Source organism: Streptomyces sp. NPDC053673, from assembly GCF_055585225.1.
This window is the reverse complement of sequence record NZ_JBVJKN010000016.1, coordinates 25507-42103: the sequence shown is the minus strand read 5'-3', so window position 1 is coordinate 42103 and position 16597 is coordinate 25507. Positions and strand designations below refer to the sequence as shown.

At 71.5% G+C, this 16597-nt stretch carries 13 protein-coding genes; 5 read left to right on the top strand and 8 right to left on the bottom strand.

The window, feature by feature from the left end; all coding sequences use genetic code 11:
• Nucleotides 1-58: 58 nt before the first annotated feature.
• The 4 genes from ACZ6ZQ_RS22620 (at nucleotide 59) to ACZ6ZQ_RS22605 (ending at nucleotide 3178) form a co-directional block, all read left to right on the top strand.
• Entirely contained in the window at nucleotides 59-352 is a 294-nt protein-coding gene (locus ACZ6ZQ_RS22620; protein WP_469770311.1) for a DUF503 domain-containing protein, read from the top strand.
• A gap of 91 nt (nucleotides 353-443) precedes the next feature.
• The gene (gene rbfA, locus ACZ6ZQ_RS22615; RefSeq protein WP_469770310.1) at nucleotides 444-896 is read left to right on the top strand and encodes a 30S ribosome-binding factor RbfA; all 453 of its coding nucleotides are present in this window, start codon (nucleotides 444-446) and stop codon (nucleotides 894-896) included.
• Nucleotides 893-1795: a tRNA pseudouridine(55) synthase TruB gene (gene truB / locus ACZ6ZQ_RS22610; protein WP_469770309.1), complete on the top strand. Its 903-nt coding sequence runs from the start codon at nucleotides 893-895 to the stop codon at nucleotides 1793-1795. Before rbfA ends, truB begins: the two co-directional genes overlap by 4 nt.
• Before the next feature lie 432 nt (nucleotides 1796-2227).
• Nucleotides 2228-3178 (top strand): bifunctional riboflavin kinase/FAD synthetase, encoded by a 951-nt coding sequence (locus ACZ6ZQ_RS22605; protein ID WP_469770308.1) that lies wholly within the window; start codon nucleotides 2228-2230, stop codon nucleotides 3176-3178.
• A 112-nt stretch (nucleotides 3179-3290) separates the two neighbouring features.
• Here ACZ6ZQ_RS22605 and ACZ6ZQ_RS22600 read toward each other — a convergent pair whose 3' ends face one another.
• The 8 genes from ACZ6ZQ_RS22600 to eccE all read right to left on the bottom strand — a co-directional run bounded on the left by ACZ6ZQ_RS22600 (nucleotide 3291) and on the right by eccE (nucleotide 14870).
• Nucleotides 3291-4292, bottom strand: a complete 1002-nt coding sequence (locus tag ACZ6ZQ_RS22600) for an oligopeptide/dipeptide ABC transporter ATP-binding protein (RefSeq protein ID WP_469770307.1) — start codon at nucleotides 4290-4292, stop codon at nucleotides 3291-3293.
• Nucleotides 4289-5260: an ABC transporter ATP-binding protein gene (locus ACZ6ZQ_RS22595; RefSeq protein ID WP_469770306.1), complete on the bottom strand. Its 972-nt coding sequence runs from the start codon at nucleotides 5258-5260 to the stop codon at nucleotides 4289-4291. The genes ACZ6ZQ_RS22600 and ACZ6ZQ_RS22595 overlap by 4 nt, the downstream gene beginning before the upstream one ends.
• Complete coding sequence (locus tag ACZ6ZQ_RS22590) at nucleotides 5257-6144, bottom strand: ABC transporter permease (protein WP_469770305.1); 888 nt, start codon at nucleotides 6142-6144, stop codon at nucleotides 5257-5259. Before ACZ6ZQ_RS22590 ends, ACZ6ZQ_RS22595 begins: the two co-directional genes overlap by 4 nt.
• On the bottom strand, nucleotides 6141-7214 hold the full coding sequence (locus tag ACZ6ZQ_RS22585) for an ABC transporter permease (protein ID WP_469770304.1): 1074 nt from the start codon (nucleotides 7212-7214) through the stop codon (nucleotides 6141-6143). Before ACZ6ZQ_RS22585 ends, ACZ6ZQ_RS22590 begins: the two co-directional genes overlap by 4 nt.
• Before the next feature lie 3 nt (nucleotides 7215-7217).
• Nucleotides 7218-9080 (bottom strand): ABC transporter substrate-binding protein, encoded by a 1863-nt coding sequence (locus ACZ6ZQ_RS22580; protein WP_469770303.1) that lies wholly within the window; start codon nucleotides 9078-9080, stop codon nucleotides 7218-7220.
• A 208-nt stretch (nucleotides 9081-9288) separates the two neighbouring features.
• Nucleotides 9289-12468, bottom strand: a complete 3180-nt coding sequence (locus ACZ6ZQ_RS22575) for an SCO5717 family growth-regulating ATPase (RefSeq protein WP_469770302.1) — start codon at nucleotides 12466-12468, stop codon at nucleotides 9289-9291.
• Between the two features lie 267 nt (nucleotides 12469-12735).
• Nucleotides 12736-13521, bottom strand: a complete 786-nt coding sequence (locus tag ACZ6ZQ_RS22570; protein ID WP_469770420.1) for a hypothetical protein — start codon at nucleotides 13519-13521, stop codon at nucleotides 12736-12738.
• 5 nt (nucleotides 13522-13526) lie between these two features.
• Nucleotides 13527-14870: a type VII secretion protein EccE gene (gene eccE, locus ACZ6ZQ_RS22565; RefSeq protein WP_469770301.1), complete on the bottom strand. Its 1344-nt coding sequence runs from the start codon at nucleotides 14868-14870 to the stop codon at nucleotides 13527-13529.
• A gap of 190 nt (nucleotides 14871-15060) precedes the next feature.
• On the opposite strand from eccE, the gene eccB reads away from it, so the two are divergent.
• Nucleotides 15061-16596, top strand: a complete 1536-nt coding sequence (gene eccB / locus ACZ6ZQ_RS22560) for a type VII secretion protein EccB (RefSeq protein WP_469770300.1) — start codon at nucleotides 15061-15063, stop codon at nucleotides 16594-16596.
• Nucleotide 16597: the final 1 nt, after the last annotated feature.

Here is a 16597-nt window from a genome sequence, read left to right as displayed (position 1 = left end):
CTGCCAAGAGCGGGCAGGGCATTACCCAACCCCGTACCGGCGGGACATCCGGACATACATGTATGTGGGGACGCTGTCCTTCGATCTGCTTCTCGGCGATGTGCACTCGCTGAAGGAAAAACGCTCCGTGGTCCGCCCGATCGTGGCCGAGCTCCAGCGCAAATACGCGGTGGCAGCGGCCGAAGTAGGCGGTCAGAACCTCCACCGCAGGGCAGAGATCGGCCTCGCGGCGGTGTCCGGGGATCCGGGACACCTCACAGAAGTACTGGACCGGTGCGAGCGCCTTGTCGCCGCCCGGCCCGAAGTGGAGCTGCTGTCGGTTCGACGGCGGCTGCACGGCGATGAAGACTGAATGACTGGATTCCCCGTGGGCCGTGACACAGCGGTTCCGCCGCGGGCCCCGGAGAATCCGGTAGGAAATCAAGGAATGAGGAGAAGGACCGGTGGCCGACAACGCGCGGGCCCGCAAGCTGGCCGATCGCATCCAGGTCGTGGTCGCGGAGACCCTGGACCGGCGAATCAAGGATCCGCGGCTGGGCTTCGTCACGATCACGGACGCCAGGGTCACCGGCGACCTCCGGGAGGCCACGGTCTTCTACACGGTCTACGGGGACGACGAGGAGCGTGCCGCGTCCGCCGCGGCGCTGGAGTCCGCCAAGGGCATCCTCCGCTCCGAGGTCGGCCGCCAGACCGGGGTCCGCTTCACGCCGACCCTGACCTTCGTCCCGGACGCCCTCCCCGACACCGCGCGCACGATCGACGATCTGCTCGACAGGGCGCGCGCCAAGGACGCCGAGGTCCGTGAGGCCTCGACCGGTAAGATGTACGCCGGTGACGCCGACCCGTACCGCAAGCCGGAGGACGAGGACGAGGACGGGGACGCAGCCTCCGAATGAGCCAGCACAGCAAGACGCCCGACGGCCTTGTCATCGTCGACAAGCCGTCGGGCTTCACTTCGCACGATGTCGTCGCCAAGATGCGCGGCATCGCCAGGACCCGCAGGGTCGGGCACGCGGGCACCCTGGACCCGATGGCGACCGGTGTTCTCGTCCTCGGCGTCGAGAAGGCCACCAAGCTCCTCGGCCATCTCGCGCTGACCGAGAAGGAGTACCTCGGTACGATCCGCCTCGGCCAGAACACGATCACGGACGACGCCGAGGGCGAGATCACCTCGTCCACCGACGCCTCCAAGGTCACCCGGGACGGCATCGACGCGGGCGTCGCCGCGCTTACCGGCGACATCATGCAGGTGCCGTCCAAGGTCAGCGCCATCAAGATCGACGGCAAGCGGTCGTACGCGCGGGTGCGCGGCGGCGAGGAGTTCGACATCCCCGCCCGCCAGGTGACCGTTTCGCAGTTCACGGTGTACGACGTCCGCGAGGCCGTCGCCGAGGACGGCACGCCCGTCGTCGACCTCGTCGTCTCGGTGGTCTGCTCCTCGGGTACGTACATCCGCGCCCTCGCCCGTGACCTGGGCGCGGGACTGGGCGTGGGCGGGCATCTGACCGCGCTGCGCCGCACCCGCGTCGGGCCGTACAAGCTCGATGTGGCGAAGACGCTCGACCAGCTCCAGGAGGAGCTGACGGTCATGCCGATCGGCGAGGCCGCCGCCGCGGCGTTCCCGCGCTGGGATGTCGACGAGAAGCGGGCCCGGCTGCTCCTCAACGGCGTACGGCTGGACATGCCGGCGTACGACACGAAGGGGCCGGTGGCCGTCTTCGGTCCGGAGGATCGGTTCCTGGCGCTGGTCGAACAGCAGAAGGGCAAGGCGAAGAGCCTCGCGGTCTTCGGCTGAGGCCCCTTTCACCGACGCCTCGCCGCTTTCACCGACGGCTCCCCGCTTTCACCGACGGCTCCCATCGTGGAGCGGGCACGGCCGCTGCCCGCTCCACGATCCCCCTCGGAGGGTGTCTGTCCGCCCCGTCGCACGGATTCACACCATCGAGCAGGCGCTCGGAGTGATCCGAGGGGGCACTGGGGGGCGCTTTCGTCCCGCCACCTTCTTCCGGCGATCACCGCGGGCCTACTGTCGGTCCCACGCTCACCGTCCTCGGGCTGCTGCTCGTGTGCGTTCCCGAGGGCGCGAAAACGCTTCGACCGGCGGAGGCGCCGGGCAGCCCGGTGCCGATGCGAACGGAGCACCGCGGGCATGGCAGTCTTAGACCTGCGTGAGCGGTCGTCCTCACGTACGCAGGTTCGATTCGGGTTCGGGCGAGGAGCGGTCACAGTGCAGCGCTGGCGTGGCTTGGAGGACATCCCCCAGGACTGGGGGCGCAGCGTCGTCACCATCGGTTCCTACGACGGTGTGCACCGGGGCCACCAGCTGATCATCGGGCGGGCCGTGGAGCGCGCCCGCGAGCTGGGCGTGCCGTCGGTCGTGGTGACGTTCGACCCGCACCCCAGTGAGGTCGTCCGCCCCGGCAGCCACCCTCCGCTGCTCGCGGCGCACCACCGGCGTGCGGAACTGATGGCGGAGCTCGGGGTGGACGCGGTGCTGATCCTCCCGTTCACCTCGGAGTTCTCGAAGCTGTCGCCCGCAGACTTCATCGTGAAGGTCCTCGTGGACAAGCTCCACGCGCGCGCGGTGATAGAGGGCCCGAACTTCCGCTTCGGCCACAAGGCGGCGGGGAACGTGGACTTCCTGGCCGAGCTGGGCCGTACCTACGACTACGAGGTCGAGGTCGTCGACCTGTACGTGCGCGGCGAGGCGGGCGGCGGCGAGCCCTTCTCCTCCACGCTGACGCGCCGCCTGATCTCCGAAGGCGACGTCGAGGGCGCCGCGGAGATCCTCGGCCGCCCGCACCGCGTCGAGGGCGTCGTCGTCCGCGGCGCCCAGCGCGGCCGCGAACTGGGCTACCCGACGGCGAACGTCGAAACCCTCCCGCACACCGCGATCCCCGCGGACGGTGTCTACGCCGGCTGGCTCACCGCGGACGGCGAACGTATGCCGGCCGCGATCTCCGTCGGCACGAACCCCCAGTTCGACGGCACGGACCGCACGGTCGAGGCGTACGCGATCGACCGCGTCGGCCTCGACCTGTACGGGCTGCACGTGGCCGTCGACTTCCTCGCGTACGTGCGCGGCATGGCGAAGTTCGAGTCCATCGAGGCCCTGCTGGACGCGATCGCGAACGACGTGAAGCGTGCGCGCGAACTGACGACGGAGTACGACGCGTAGCGCCTCCGGCGGGGTGGGGTGGTCTTGCCCGGTGCCGCGGCCCGGGAGAGTCTTCACAGTCCCGTCCGCCCGCCGGGCAGACGGGACTCTGAAGACATGACCGAGGGCTGACTCAGCGCGCCGTCGCCCAGTGGCAGGCCACGGCCTTCGGGCCCGAGCCCGCGAGGACCGGGAGGTCGTCCGTGCGGCATCGGGTGGCGATGCCCGCGGCGTCCGCTTCGCCCGAGGCGAGGATCTGGCAGCGCGCGTGGAAGCGGCAGCCGGCCGGGATGCGGGAGGGGTCCGGGGGTTCGCCGGTGAGGACCACCGGCGGTTCGGTGGACTCGGGAAGCACCGACAGCAGCGCCCGCGTGTACGGGTGCCGAGGGTTCGTCAGGACGTCTTCCACCGGGCCCGTCTCCACGATCCGGCCCAGGTACATGACGGCGACCCGGTCCGCGATGTTCCACGCCAAACCCAGATCGTGGGTCACCACCAGCGCGGAGAGGCCCAGCTCGTCCCGCAGCCGCAGCAGCAGCGCAAGGATCTCGCCCCGCACCGAGGCGTCCAGTGAGGCCACCGGCTCGTCGGCGACGATGAGTTCGGGCTGGAGGACCAGCGCGCCCGCGATGACCACGCGCTGGCGCTGGCCGCCCGACAGCTCGTGCGGGTAGCGGAGGAAGAAGCGCTCGGGCGGCCGCAGACCCGCGCGCGAGAGGGCCTCCGCGACCGCGGCGCGTTCGTCCCCCTCGTACCCGTGGATCCGCAGGCCCTCGGCCACCGCGTCGTACACCGTGTGCCGCGGATTGAGCGACCCGCTCGGATCCTGCAGCACCAGCTGCACCCGCTTGCGGTACGCCTTCAACGCCCGGGAGCCGTACGAGAGCGGCGCACCGCCGAAGGCGATACGGCCCGTCGTGGGCTTCACGAGGCCGAGCAGCGTCCGCGCCAGCGACGTCTTGCCGCAGCCGGACTCGCCGACGAGCGCGACGATCTCCCCGGCGCCGATGTCCAGGTCGACCCCGTCGACGGCGCGCGCCGCCGGTGCGCCCCGCCGCCCGGGGAAGGCCACGCGCAGACCCGCGGCCGACAGCAGGGGAGCGACGGTCATCCTGGACTCCTCGACAGCACTCATGCTTCCTCCGGTGCACCCGCGTGCACACACGCGGCCCGCCGTCCCGCCCCCACCCCGCGCAGCTCCTGCTCGTCCCGCGCACACGCGTCCAGCGCCACGGGGCAGCGCGGATGGAACGTACAGCCGCCCGGCAGCGCCGAAGGGTCCGGCGGGTCCCCGGGCAGCCCCCGCGGCGCCCGCCGCGACGCCGGGTCCCCGATGCGCGGGAACGCCGCCGACAGCGCCCGCCCGTACGGATGCGCAGCCGCGTCGTACACGTCTCGCGCCGGGCCCTCCTCCACCACCCGCCCCGCGTACATCACCGCGAGCCGGTCGCACGTGTCGGCGAGCACCGCCAGATCGTGGCTGATCATCAGCAGGCTGATGTCCTGCTCGGCCACGAGCTGCTCGATCAGCCACAGGATCTGCGCCTGGATCATCACATCCAGCGCGGTCGTCGGCTCGTCCGCGACGATCAGCCGTGGGCCGCAGGCGAGTGCCATCGCGATCATCACGCGCTGCCGCTGCCCGCCGGACAGCTCGTGCGGATACGCCTCCGCACGCGCGGCCGGCAGCCCGACCTGCTCCAGCAGCTCGCCCACGCGCCCCCGCGCCGCGCCCGGTGTCGACTGCCGGTGTACGAGCAGGGGCTCGGCGATCTGCTCCCCGATCCGGTGCACGGCGTTGAGCGAGTGCATGGCGCCCTGGAAGACGATCGACGCGCCCGCCCACCGTACGGCCCGCAGCCGCCCCCACTTCATGGTGAGGACGTCCTCGCCGTCCAGCAGGATCTCCCCGGTCAGCCGGGCCGAGGCGGGCAGCAGCCGCAGCAGCGCCAGCGCCAGCGTGGACTTCCCGCACCCCGACTCACCTGCGAGGCCCAGCTTCCGGCCCGTCTCCACGGTCAGGTCGACACCTCGTACGGCGGGCACGGCTGCCGCCCCCGTCCCGTACGTGACCCTCAGGTCCTTGATCTCGAGGAGGCTCAACGACCCACTCCCAGCTTCGGGTTGAGCACCGACTCGACCGCCCGCCCGCACAGCGTGAACGCCAGCGCCACCAGCGCCACCGCGATCCCCGGCGGGGCCAGGTACCACCAGTGCCCCGACGACACCGCGCCCGCCTCCCGCGCGTCCTGGAGCATGCCGCCCCACGACACCACCGACGGATCGCCGAGCCCGAGGAACGCGAGCGTCGCCTCCGTCAGGATCGCGGTGGAGATGCCGAGCGTGGTCTGGGCCAGGACCAGCGGCATCACATTGGGCAGCACATGGCGGGCCATGACGTGTCCGTGCCCGCCGCCGAGCGCCCTCGCCCGTTCGATGTACGGGCGCGACTCGACCGCGATCGTCTGCGCGCGCACCAGCCGCGCCGTCGTCGGCCAGGTCGTGACGCCGATCGCCAGGATCACCGTCCACACACTCCGCGACAGCACGGTCGCCAGGACGATCGCCAGTACCAGCGTCGGCATCACCAGGAACCAGTCGGTGATCCGCATGACGACCGTCGAGAGCCGGCCGCCGTAGTGCCCGGCGATGATGCCCACGAGCGTGCCGATGCCCACCGACAGCGCCGCGGCGAGCAGCCCCACGGTGAGCGAGATCCGCGCGCCCCAGATCAGCAGCCCGAGCAGCGACCGCCCGAACTGGTCCGTCCCGAGCGGGAATGCGGAACTCGGGGACTCCAGCGCAGCCCCCGGAGCGTTGGTGACGCTCTGCACGTCGCTCCCGACGAGCACCGGCGCGGCGAGCGCGACCAGGGCGAGCAGCGCGAGTCCGCCGAGGCCGACGACCCCCGCCCGGTGCGTACGGTACGCGCGCCAGAACCGTGCCACCGAGTCCCGGCGGCGTGTCCAGAGCAGAGACCTCGTCATCGGCCCACCCTCGGGTCGAGCAGCGGATACAGCAGATCGGCCAGGAGGTTCATCAGGATCATCGCGCCGGCGAAGACCACGAACAGCCCCTGCACCAGGGGCAGATCGGGCACGCTCAGCGCCTGGTAGAACAGTCCGCCGAGCCCCGGCCAGGAGAAGACCGTCTCGACGAGGATCGACCCGGCGGCCACATGACCGAGGTTGATGAAGACCATCGTGACGGTCGGCAGCAGCGCGTTGGGAACGGCGTGCCGGCGCCGTACGGCATCGTCCCGCAGCCCCTTCGCCCGGGCCGTCGTCAGATAGTCGCTGCCCATCTCGTCCAGCAGCGAGGAACGCATCACCAGCAGCGTCTGCGCGTACCCGACGGCGACCAGCGTCAGCACCGGCAGCACCATGTGGTGCGCGACGTCCAGGACGTACGCGAAGCCCGTGGCGTCGCCGGACTCCATGCCGCCGGTCGGGAACAGGCCCGGGAGCGGCCCGACTCCCACCGAGAAGGTGATGATCAGGAGCAGCCCGAGCCAGAAGGACGGCACCGACCACAGGGTCAGTGCCACCCCCGTGCTGAGCCGGTCGCCGAGCCCGCCGTGCCGCCATGCGGAGCGCGTACCGAGCCACAGCCCGAGCGCCGAGTAGATCACCACGGCGACACCCGTGAGCAGCAGCGTCGCCGGCAGCTTCTGTCCGATGAGCTCGCCGACCGGGGCGTGGAACTGGTACGACGTGCCCAGATCGCCCGTGAGCGCGCCCGCGCAGTACTCCGTGAACTGCTGCCACAGCGGCAGATCGAGACCGAACTGACGGCGCAGCGTGGCCAATTGCCCCTCGCTGGTCGGCATACCGTGCGTCATGGCCTTGACCGGGTCGCCGGGGACGATCCTGAAGAGGAAGAAGCTGGTGACGAGGACGGCGAACAGCGACACGGCCGCACCGCCCAGCTTGCCCGCCACATACAGCGGATACGCGCTCGCACCGCGGCCGCGCGCGGCGCGGTCCTCGGGGGATCCGGGTGGCCGCGGCGCCTCGGCCGGGGCGGAGCCGGTCGTGGTGCTCGTGGTGCTGCTCATCGGCTACTCACGGTCTTCCGCGGTGGCACGGCGGCGCCGGCTGCCGATGACACCGATCGTGACGACCAGGACCACGGACACCCCGATGCCGATGGCCACGGCCGTGGAGGAACCGCCGCCTGCCGATGTCGCGGCGCCGCTCCCGGCGGCCGGTTCGGCGGACCACCAGCTCCAGTAGCCGTCCTGGCCGTAGAGGTTGCCGGCGGCCTCCGGCATGGTCGTGATGGACTTGATCTGGTCCGTGCGGTACGCCTCGACCGCGTTCGGGTACGCCATGACATTCATGTACCCGGTGTCGTAAAGCCGGGCCTGCATCTGCTTGACCAGGGCGCTGCGCCTGGCCGCGTCGTACTCCACGGCCTGTTGCGCGTACAGGTCGTCGAACTGCTTGTCGCAGATGAAGTTGTCGGTGGCGCCCGTGTCCTTGGGCGTGGCGGGCAGGGCGGCGCACGTGTGGATGGAGAGGACGAAGTCCGGATCGGGGTTGACGGACCAGCCGTCGAACGCCAGGTCGTAGTCGCCCTTGAGCCACGGGTCGGAGACGTTGTCGAGACAGTCGACCTTCAGCCCGACGCCGAGCGCTCCCCACCACTCCTGGAGGTACTTGCCGATCGCCTTGTCGTTCGGATCGGTGGCGTGGCAGAGGATCCGCAGGTCCAGCGCCCTGCCGTCCTTGCCCACGCGCTTGCCGCTGCCGGTCTTGCGGTATCCGGCCCGGTCGAGGAGTGCGGCCGCCCTGGCCGGGTCGTACCCGATCCTCTGGTCCGCGGCCGGCTTCCAGAAGTACGGGCCGAAGCGCGGCGGGATGTACCCTTCGCCCTCCACCGCATGGCCCTGGAACACCTTGTCGACGATGGTCCTGCGGTCGACCGCATGGAACAGCGCCTTGCGCACCATCGGGTCGAGCAGCGCGGGGTGTCCGCTGCCGAACTTCCCGCCGTCCCTGGCCCGGGCGCCGGGGTTGGTGGCGAGCGCGAAGAAGCGCCGGCCCGGAGCGTCGTTGACCTTGATGTTCTCGGCGTTCCTGAGTGACGCCGCCTGGGCCGGGGTGAGGTTCGAGACGAAGGACACCTCGCCCTTTTGAAGCGCCGCGACCGCCGCGTCACCGTCCTTGTAGTACTTGAACACCAGCTCGTCGAACTTCGGTGCGCCACGCCAGAAGTTCTTGTTCGGCTTGAGCCTGATGTACTGATCGACCTTGAAGTCGGTGAGGACGAACGGGCCGTTGCCGACGACGGGGAACCGCTTGTCGTTGTTGAACTTCGAGAAGTCGCCGACCTTCTCCCAGACGTGCTTGGGCACGATCGGGACGTCCAGGGCGGTCATCGTCGCCTGCGGCTTCTTCAGCTCGATGACGAGCGTCCCGGGATCGGGGGCGGTGACCTTCCTGAAGTTGGCCGTGAAGCTGCCGCTGGCGGTGGCGGCGTTCTCGTCCGTCATCATCTTGTTGAACGTCCAGGCGGCGTCCTCGGCCGTGGCCTTCTCGCCGTCGGACCAGGTGGAGTCCTTGCGGATGGTGTACGTCCACGTCAGTTTGTCCGGGGACGACGACCACTCGGTGGCGAGGCCCGGGACCGGATGTGCGTCCTTGACGTCGTAGTTCGTCAGGTAGTCGTAGATCAGCCGGTGGACGGTGGTGGAGATCAGCCGCTGCGCCAGGAACGGGCTGAGGGAGTCCACGCTCTGCGAGACGGCGACCGTGAGGACCCGGCCCTTGCCGTCCTTGCTGTCCTGACCGTCCTTGTCGTCGGTCGCCGCGGCGTGCGACGGCACGGCCACGAGCGCCGAGGCCGCGATGCCGGTGGCGAGAATCAGCCGGAGGAACGGACGCCGGCGTGAGGTGTGGGGCGGAGCCGTTGTGATCATAGGACGTTGACCTCGCGTCGTAACTCGCTTGGAGGACGCACGTGGATCTTGTGGGCGCCAACTGGTGAAGCGAAGGTCTATCAGCGTGGTCTAGACGTGTCAACGATGTGGCGACATGGCGTCAAACCCCTTGTGTGCTGGGCGAATGCGAGAGGGCTCGCACCGTGGAGAACGGTGCGAGCCCTCAGAGGTCTAAACCGCTGACGCCCTACTGCTGAGGGGCCGGCGGCGCCTGCGGAGGCTGCTGATGCGGGTAGCCGTAACCGGCAGGCGGGACGGGGCCCTGGAGTTCCGGCTGGCCCGGCTGGCCCGGCTGGCCCGGCTGACCGGGTGCCTGGCCGGGAACCGGTGCATGGCCAGGCTGGCCCTGCTGGCCCGGGAAGGGCTGCGGCGGGAGCGCCGGCTGGCCGTGGTGGGGCTGCGGCGGCTGCTGCGCGGGAGGCTGTCCGGCCGGGCTCGGCACGGACTGCGCCTGGGACGGCTGCGACTGCTGCCACGGCTGCTGCACACCCGGCTGCGGCGGATACGGCTGCTGTCCCCCGTACGGAGGCTGTCCACCGTACGGCGGCTGCTGCGGGTCCGCTGCGTACGGCTGGCCCGGCTGCTGACCCGCGTACGGCTGGTTGGGCATCGGCGGCGCCATGTGCGGCGGCTGGTGGCCCTGGCCCTCCGACGTCCACAGCCCCTGTACCTGCTGCGCCCGGACGAAGTCCTCGGCGACCATCGCGGACAGATTGAAGTACGCCTCACGGGTCTTCGGACGCATCATGTCCAGGTCGACCTCGGCGCCCGCTGACAGATGCTCGTCGAACGGCACCACGACGACCCCGCGGCAGCGGGTCTCGAAGTGCTGCACGATGTCCTCGACCTTGATCATCTTGCCGGTCTCGCGGACACCCGAGATCACGGTGATCGAGCGCTGCACCAGGTCCGCGTAGCCGTGCGCGGACAGCCAGTCGAGCGTGGTGCTCGCGCTGCTCGCGCCGTCCACCGACGGCGTGGAGATGATGATGAGCTGGTCGGCGAGGTCCAGCACCCCGCGCATCGCGCTGTAGAGCAGACCGGTGCCGGAGTCCGTGAGGATGATCGGATACTGCTTGCCCAGCACCTCGATCGCGCGCCGGTAGTCCTCGTCGTTGAACGTCGTCGAGACGGCCGGGTCCACGTCGTTGGCGATGATCTCCAGACCGGAGGGTGCCTGTGAGGTGAACCGGCGGATGTCCATGTACGAGTTCAGGTACGGGATCGCCTGGACCAGGTCACGGATGGTCGCCCCGGTCTCGCGGCGCACCCGGCGGCCCAGCGTGCCGGCGTCCGGGTTGGCGTCGATCGCCAGGATCTTGTCCTGCCGCTCGGTGGCGAGGGTTGAACCGAGCGCGGTGGTCGTCGTGGTCTTGCCGACGCCGCCCTTGAGGCTGATGACCGCGATCCGGTAGCAGGACAGCACCGGCGTACGGATCAGTTCGAGCTTGCGCTGGCGCTCGGCCTCTTCCTTCTTGCCGCCGAGCTTGAAGCGAGCGGCGGCGCCGGAGGGGTTACGGCTCGACTTGGCCTTCTGCTTGTTGTTGCGCATGAGGCGGTCGGAGGAGAGCTCCACGGCCGCCGTGTAGCCGAGCGGTGCGCCCGGCACGGAACGCTCCCGCTGGTCGTGCGTGACGGGCGTCGGCCAGGCGCCACCGGACCGCGGGTCGACCGGAGCCGCGGCGGGAGGCTGCGGCTGAGCCTGGCCCGGCGCCTGCTGCGCGGGCGCGTGGGGCGTGGCGGGCGCGGGGAGGTTCGGCGCCTGGGGTGCGTGCGGGGCCTGAGGCGGCAACTGGGCGGGCACGCCGGGCTGCGGCTGGGCGGCCTGCGGGAAGCCGTAACCGCCTTGCGGAACTTGCGGAACCTGCGGGACCTGCGGTGCCTGCGGAACCTGGGGGTTCGGCCCGGGGACGGCGGGCTGCGGCTGGGCGGCCTGCGGGAAGCCGTAACCGCCTTGCGGAACCTGCGGGTTCGGCCCTGGGGCCGCGGGTGGCACGGGGGCTGTCCCCTGCGGTGCCTGCGGTGCGTGCGGTGCCGGTGCCGGGGCCTGGGGCACGTGGGGTGCCTGCGGTGCGGGCGCGTCGGCCTGGGGCTGCTGCGGCTGCGGCGGCGGCAGGGGGAACCCGTAACCGCCCTGCTGCACCGGCAGGTTGGGGGTCTCGGCGCCCGGCTGTGGGAAGCCGTACCCGCCCTGCTGCGGGCCGGCGTCCGTGGCCGGCTCGGGGGCGGGGGCGGAGGCTTCCGCGGTTGCGGGCCATGCGGGCTGCGGCTGTGCCGGCTGCTGCGGGGCGGGCCACTGGGGCGCGGCCGTCGGTGCGGCGGGCTGGAACGCGGGCGGCAGCGGCGGCAGTGCCCCGATCGGCGCGGCCGGGGCGGGAGCCCAGGGCTGTGCGGCCGCCGGACCCGGGGGAGTGTCCTGCGGTGCGTCCACGGGAACGGAGTCCTGCGGAACCGCGTCGGCGGGTACGTCGGCGGGCACGGCGTCGGCCGGCTCGTCGGCCGTGGCGTTGTGAGCGGGGCCGGATTCCGAGCCCGGCTCCGAGCCCGACTCCGAGCCACTAACCGAGCCACTGACCGAGCCTGAGTCCGCGTCGGCGGCCGTGTCCTGAACCTGGGCCGCGTCTTCCGGCGTTCCGGAGCCGACGGAGCCGGGGCCGGAGCCGGCGTCGCGCGCCTCGTCCACCGTGGCTGCGGGCCCGCCCACGGCCTCGTCCGCGGTCGCTGCCGCGTCCGTGGTCGTACCCGTACCCGTAACCGTGCTCGAACCCGTACTCGTGGAGTCATCGGGCTCGGCCGCGGCGCCCTCGGTTCCGTCGGCCGCCGCGGCGGCAGCCGCCTCCCGCTCCGCGATCTCACGCTTCAGCGCGGCGGGGGAGAAGCGCATCGTCGCCCCGCTCTCCACATCCCCACCGCCGAACGGCTGCGGCGCGCCGGCCCCCGAGTCGGCAGAAGCGACAACTGGGGCGGGAGCGACAGGAACAGCAGGAGCCGGAGGAACGGGCGCAGGGGCCGGGGCAACGGGCACGGGGGCAGCAGGCGCAGGCACGGGGGTTGCCGCGGGTGCGGGTGCGGGTGCGGGTGCGGGTGCGGCGGGCGCCGGCGTCGGCGCGGGCGCCCAGTTCGGCTCGAAGCCACTGCCCTGGGGCAGTCCCGGCACCGCTATCGGCGCCCCGGGCGGCGGCGGAGGAGGCGTCGCTCCCTGCGCACCCGAGCCGCCTGCCGGCTCCCCCGACGCGTTCTGCGTGTACCAGGCCGGCGGGGTGTAGTCGATGGTGAACTCACCCGTCATCTCTGCGGGCTCCGCGTCGGACTGATCATCGACGGGCATGTTCCAACCCCCGCGGATCTCGTCCCGATCGCCGTTCACTTTGCCTCCTGTGGTCGAGCACCCTCGTGCCGTGGTGGGTGGGGGCGACCGCTACCGTCGTCCGGTCCGCCCGGCTCTCCCCCGTTGGGACGCCGCGCACCTGCCGGCAGGTTCTTGCCGCGCCCTGACCCACCCTAATCGTCAACGGTGTCAGTACGGCAGGGCGGACCGCCCGCCGTCGACTGTCCCGTACATCACCCCTGCCCCCAAGTGACATGGGTACGCCGGAGCGTGAGTGTCGAAGGGGTCAAACCCGCACGAACATCGTCAGTCCATCCGGCGTGCAGTGCCCAGCAGTCCGGTCTCGGCATCCGTGGCCTGGGTCATCACGAACTGCCGGTCCCGTGCCGTACACCAAAGCGTCACACCGTCGGCGAGCGTGGACAGCGCCTCCGTCTCGGCGCGCGGCAGACTCATGATGCGGCTGATCTGCGCGGCCTCGTCCGGGGACACCCGCTGGATGCCGACCAGCCCCGACTTCTCCATCAGCCGCGGCGCCACCGGACTGAGATACGGGAGCAGCGTCACGACCGACTGCCAGGGACCCGGGACCACACGCCCGCGGGGCGGCCGCATCCCGCAGTCCCGCACCACGACCACCGGGCTGCCGGCCGAGGCACCCTGCGGCGGCACCCGGCCCACGTCGTGCAGCGTGATGCACGGCTGGCCGCCGCCCGCAGCCTGGGCGAGACTCGTCCAGGCCGGTGCCCGGCCGGTCTCGACGGCGATCCGCGCACCCGTCGCGGCCGCGCGCAAGGCCATCACCTGCGCCGTCCACAGGCCACCGATCAGCGTGATCTCGTACGGCGTGGGCCGGTTGATGCCGAGTACCGCGGGCCGCCCCCCGGCGTCCACGCCGATCACCATGCCGTCGTCACCGACCGGCAGGGCCAGCGACTCCAGTTGCTCAAGCGGTACCGAGTGGCGGTCGCGGCGCGGTCCGATGAGCCCGAACCCGATCCGCGGCTTGCCGCCGCGCCCGCGCGACGCGGGTGCCGACGGCGCGGCCGACGCGGCCGCGGACGCCGACGAAGAAGACGAAAGGGTGGGCATGGACATCAGCGGGTACCTCCGAGCGGCAGCGTGGCGAGCATCCCCGGCAGCTGCTCGCGGTCCAGCCGGACCAGCCCGGTCTTCACCCCGCGTGCCACACGCTCCAGTTCATGACGGGCGGTCACCAGCTCCTCGTCGCTGCGCCCGGTGATCCGCACGTGACCGGTGACCGTCACCTCCTGCCGGTCACCGCGCCCCAGCGTGAGGCTGAACGTCGTGGCGAGCGCGGGCAGCGAGGTGAGCAGCGCGACGAGCTGCGGCATCGACGCACCGCCCGCCGCACCGCGGCCGCCCAACTGGGGCCAGCGGCCCACCCAGTACGTCGTGTGCCTGCGGTCGTCCACGCGCCAGGTCCGCGAGGTCTCCTGGGTGCGCCGCCCCGGCACCTCCGCGCGGCTCGCCTGCGCTGTCGCCATCGGGTTGGCGCACGCGGACGTCGCGATCGCGGCGGTGAGCTCCTGCTCGGTCAGTACGGTCGCGCTGAATCCCGCTCCGGCCAGCCGGCTTGCCAGCTGGTCCGCCGCCCGGACCACACACTTCTGCGCGCCCTGCAGCCCGCCGCCACGCGCGGCAACAGCCTCCGGGCAGAGCTCCGGGTCGAGTTTGAGCGCGATCCAGGTGATGCGCACCCCCGGCGAACCCGTCTGTGCCTGCAGCGGCGCATAGTTCCGCACGGCCACCGACTGCTGCGGCAGATGCGGCGCCGGCGCGGGCTGCGTGTGCTGCACGACCTGCGCGGACTCCAGCCGTATGCCGTCGACGTCCATCACGTCCCGTAGGAGACCCACGGGCAGCGGGTGCGCGGCACGGTCGGGCCGCAGCGCCGTCTCTTCCGGCTCCACCTGCAGCAAGGCCGTCAGGAACGTGCCGTCGCCGACCATTCCCACCGGGCGCCGGTCGCGGTCGCTGTACGAGTACGTCCGCAGCGCCGGATCGCACTCGACGGCCGGCGCGAGCCCCGGCTCCGTGCCCGGCGGAACGACCAGCGAGGCCGCTCTGCGGGAGCGTGCGCGCAGCGCGAGAACGGTGGACAGCCACTCGGGCAGCGAACGGCGGTGCCTGCGGACCAGGGCCAGCAGCACCAGCAACGCGGCCACCACACCTGCCGGCACCACCAGCAGCGGCTCGACCACCCAGGCGATGAGGAGAACCGCGGCAGCGCACTCGATCAGTACAAGCTGTTGCAATCGGAACGAACCGAAGTGCCCCGGGCGCCCATTCAGCCGGGGCGCGGTCGTTCCCTGCGACGCCGTGGGTGCCGGCGTCTGCGTTGACCCCGGCGCCGGAGTGGAGGGAGGCGCGGAGGTCCGCGCGGCCGCGGCCGTCCGCCTTCGCGTCGCGGAAGCCATGATGGAGAATCCCCCTAATTCATCCCGATCACCCTGGCCTGCCAGGGTATTGGCGGCCGCATCACCCTACCCGCCCGCCGAGCGCCCTCGATCAACAGGCATAGTAGGGGCCGGTCCGACAACCGGTCCGGGGGAACGCACTCACCGCCGGGGCGTCGATGACTGCGGCTGTTTCGACCAATGGGGACTCATGGCATCACGGCGGGATGAGCTGAACGCGTACACCTTTGCGAAGAAGCGCACGGTTGCCGCGTTCCTCCAACCCTCACTCACCGGTACGGAGGAGGGGGCGCCGCGCCCGCTGCGCGCGGTCGTGCCGAGTCTGGTGGTCGGTGCCCTCATCCTGGCCGGATTCGGCGCCTGGGGCATGTTCAAGCCCAAGGCGCCCAACGGCTGGGACGAGCCGGGCGCCAAGGTGATCGTCGGCAAGGAGTCCACGACCCGCTACGTGGTGCTCAAGACCGGCAGCAAGAAGCTGCTGCACCCCGTCCTCAACCTGGCCTCCGCCCGGCTGCTGATGAATCCGCAGCACTTCGAGGTCATCCAGGTCAGCGATGACGTACTCGACGCGGGCAATCCCCCGCGCGGACCGATCCTCGGCATCCCCTATGCCCCCGACCGACTCCCGAGCGCCACGGATGCGGCGAGGCCCAAGCGCTGGGTCGTGTGTGAACAACCGGGCGGCGGCAAGGGCGCCAGCGTCCAGAAGGCGACGTTCGTCCTCGCCGAGCGGGACGCGTCCAGGACCGAGGGCAAGGAGCGGCTGACCGGCGGGCAGGTGCTCTACGTCAAGGGGCAGAACGGCGCCCGCTATCTGGTGGACGCGGCAGGCACCAAGTACCTCGTACGTGGCGAGGGCTCCGACGCGGCGTTCCTCACCCGTGCCCTCGTGGGCAGCGAGCAGCCGCAGGCCGTCACGGACGACTGGCTGGCCACGCTCCACGACGGCAGCCCCGTCGACTTCCCCCTGATCCCCGGGACGGTCGGCGCGAGTGCCGGCATCGGCGGCGGACTCGACGACTCCGAGGACAAGGTCGGCATGGTCCTCAAGGCGCAGACGGGTTCGGGACCGCAGCACTACGTCGTCCTGCAGGGGAAGGTCCAGCCGGTCTCCGACTTCACCGCCTGGCTGCTCATCAACTCCCCGCAGACCGACGATCTCGACATGGGCGGCGAGGCGGCCACCGTGGACGCGGCGTCGTTCACGCCCGAGTCCGCGGCGTTCGGCGCGCAGTACCGCTGGCCGTCACAGAGGTCCGACCAGGTCAACTCCACGGGCGGGGAGGGCGCCAGGGACACGGTCTGCAGCGTCCTGCGCTCGGTCGACGGCAAGGGACGTACGACCCTGTCCACCTGGGCCGGCACCCAGTACCCGGCGGAAATCACCGCGGGCGGCACCAGCACCTACGTCACCCCGGGCAGCGGCCTGCTCTACACCCAGGTCCAGGGCAAGCAGACCAAGCCCGACGGATCGCTCTTCCTGGTCACGGACACCGGACTGCGGTACGCGGTCCAGGCGAACGGCGACAGCGACGCGGCCCGTTCCGACATCGGCACCGGCGGCGGGCAGAAGCAGCAGGACGGCCGTCCCGAGCCGAGCCTCGCGCAGGTCCGCCTCGGCTATGAGAAGGTCACACCCGCCCTCGTCCCGATCACCTGGTCGGAGTTCCTGTCCAAGGGGCCGCGGCTGGACACCAACAGCGCGCGGCAGCCGCAGGGTTCGTGAG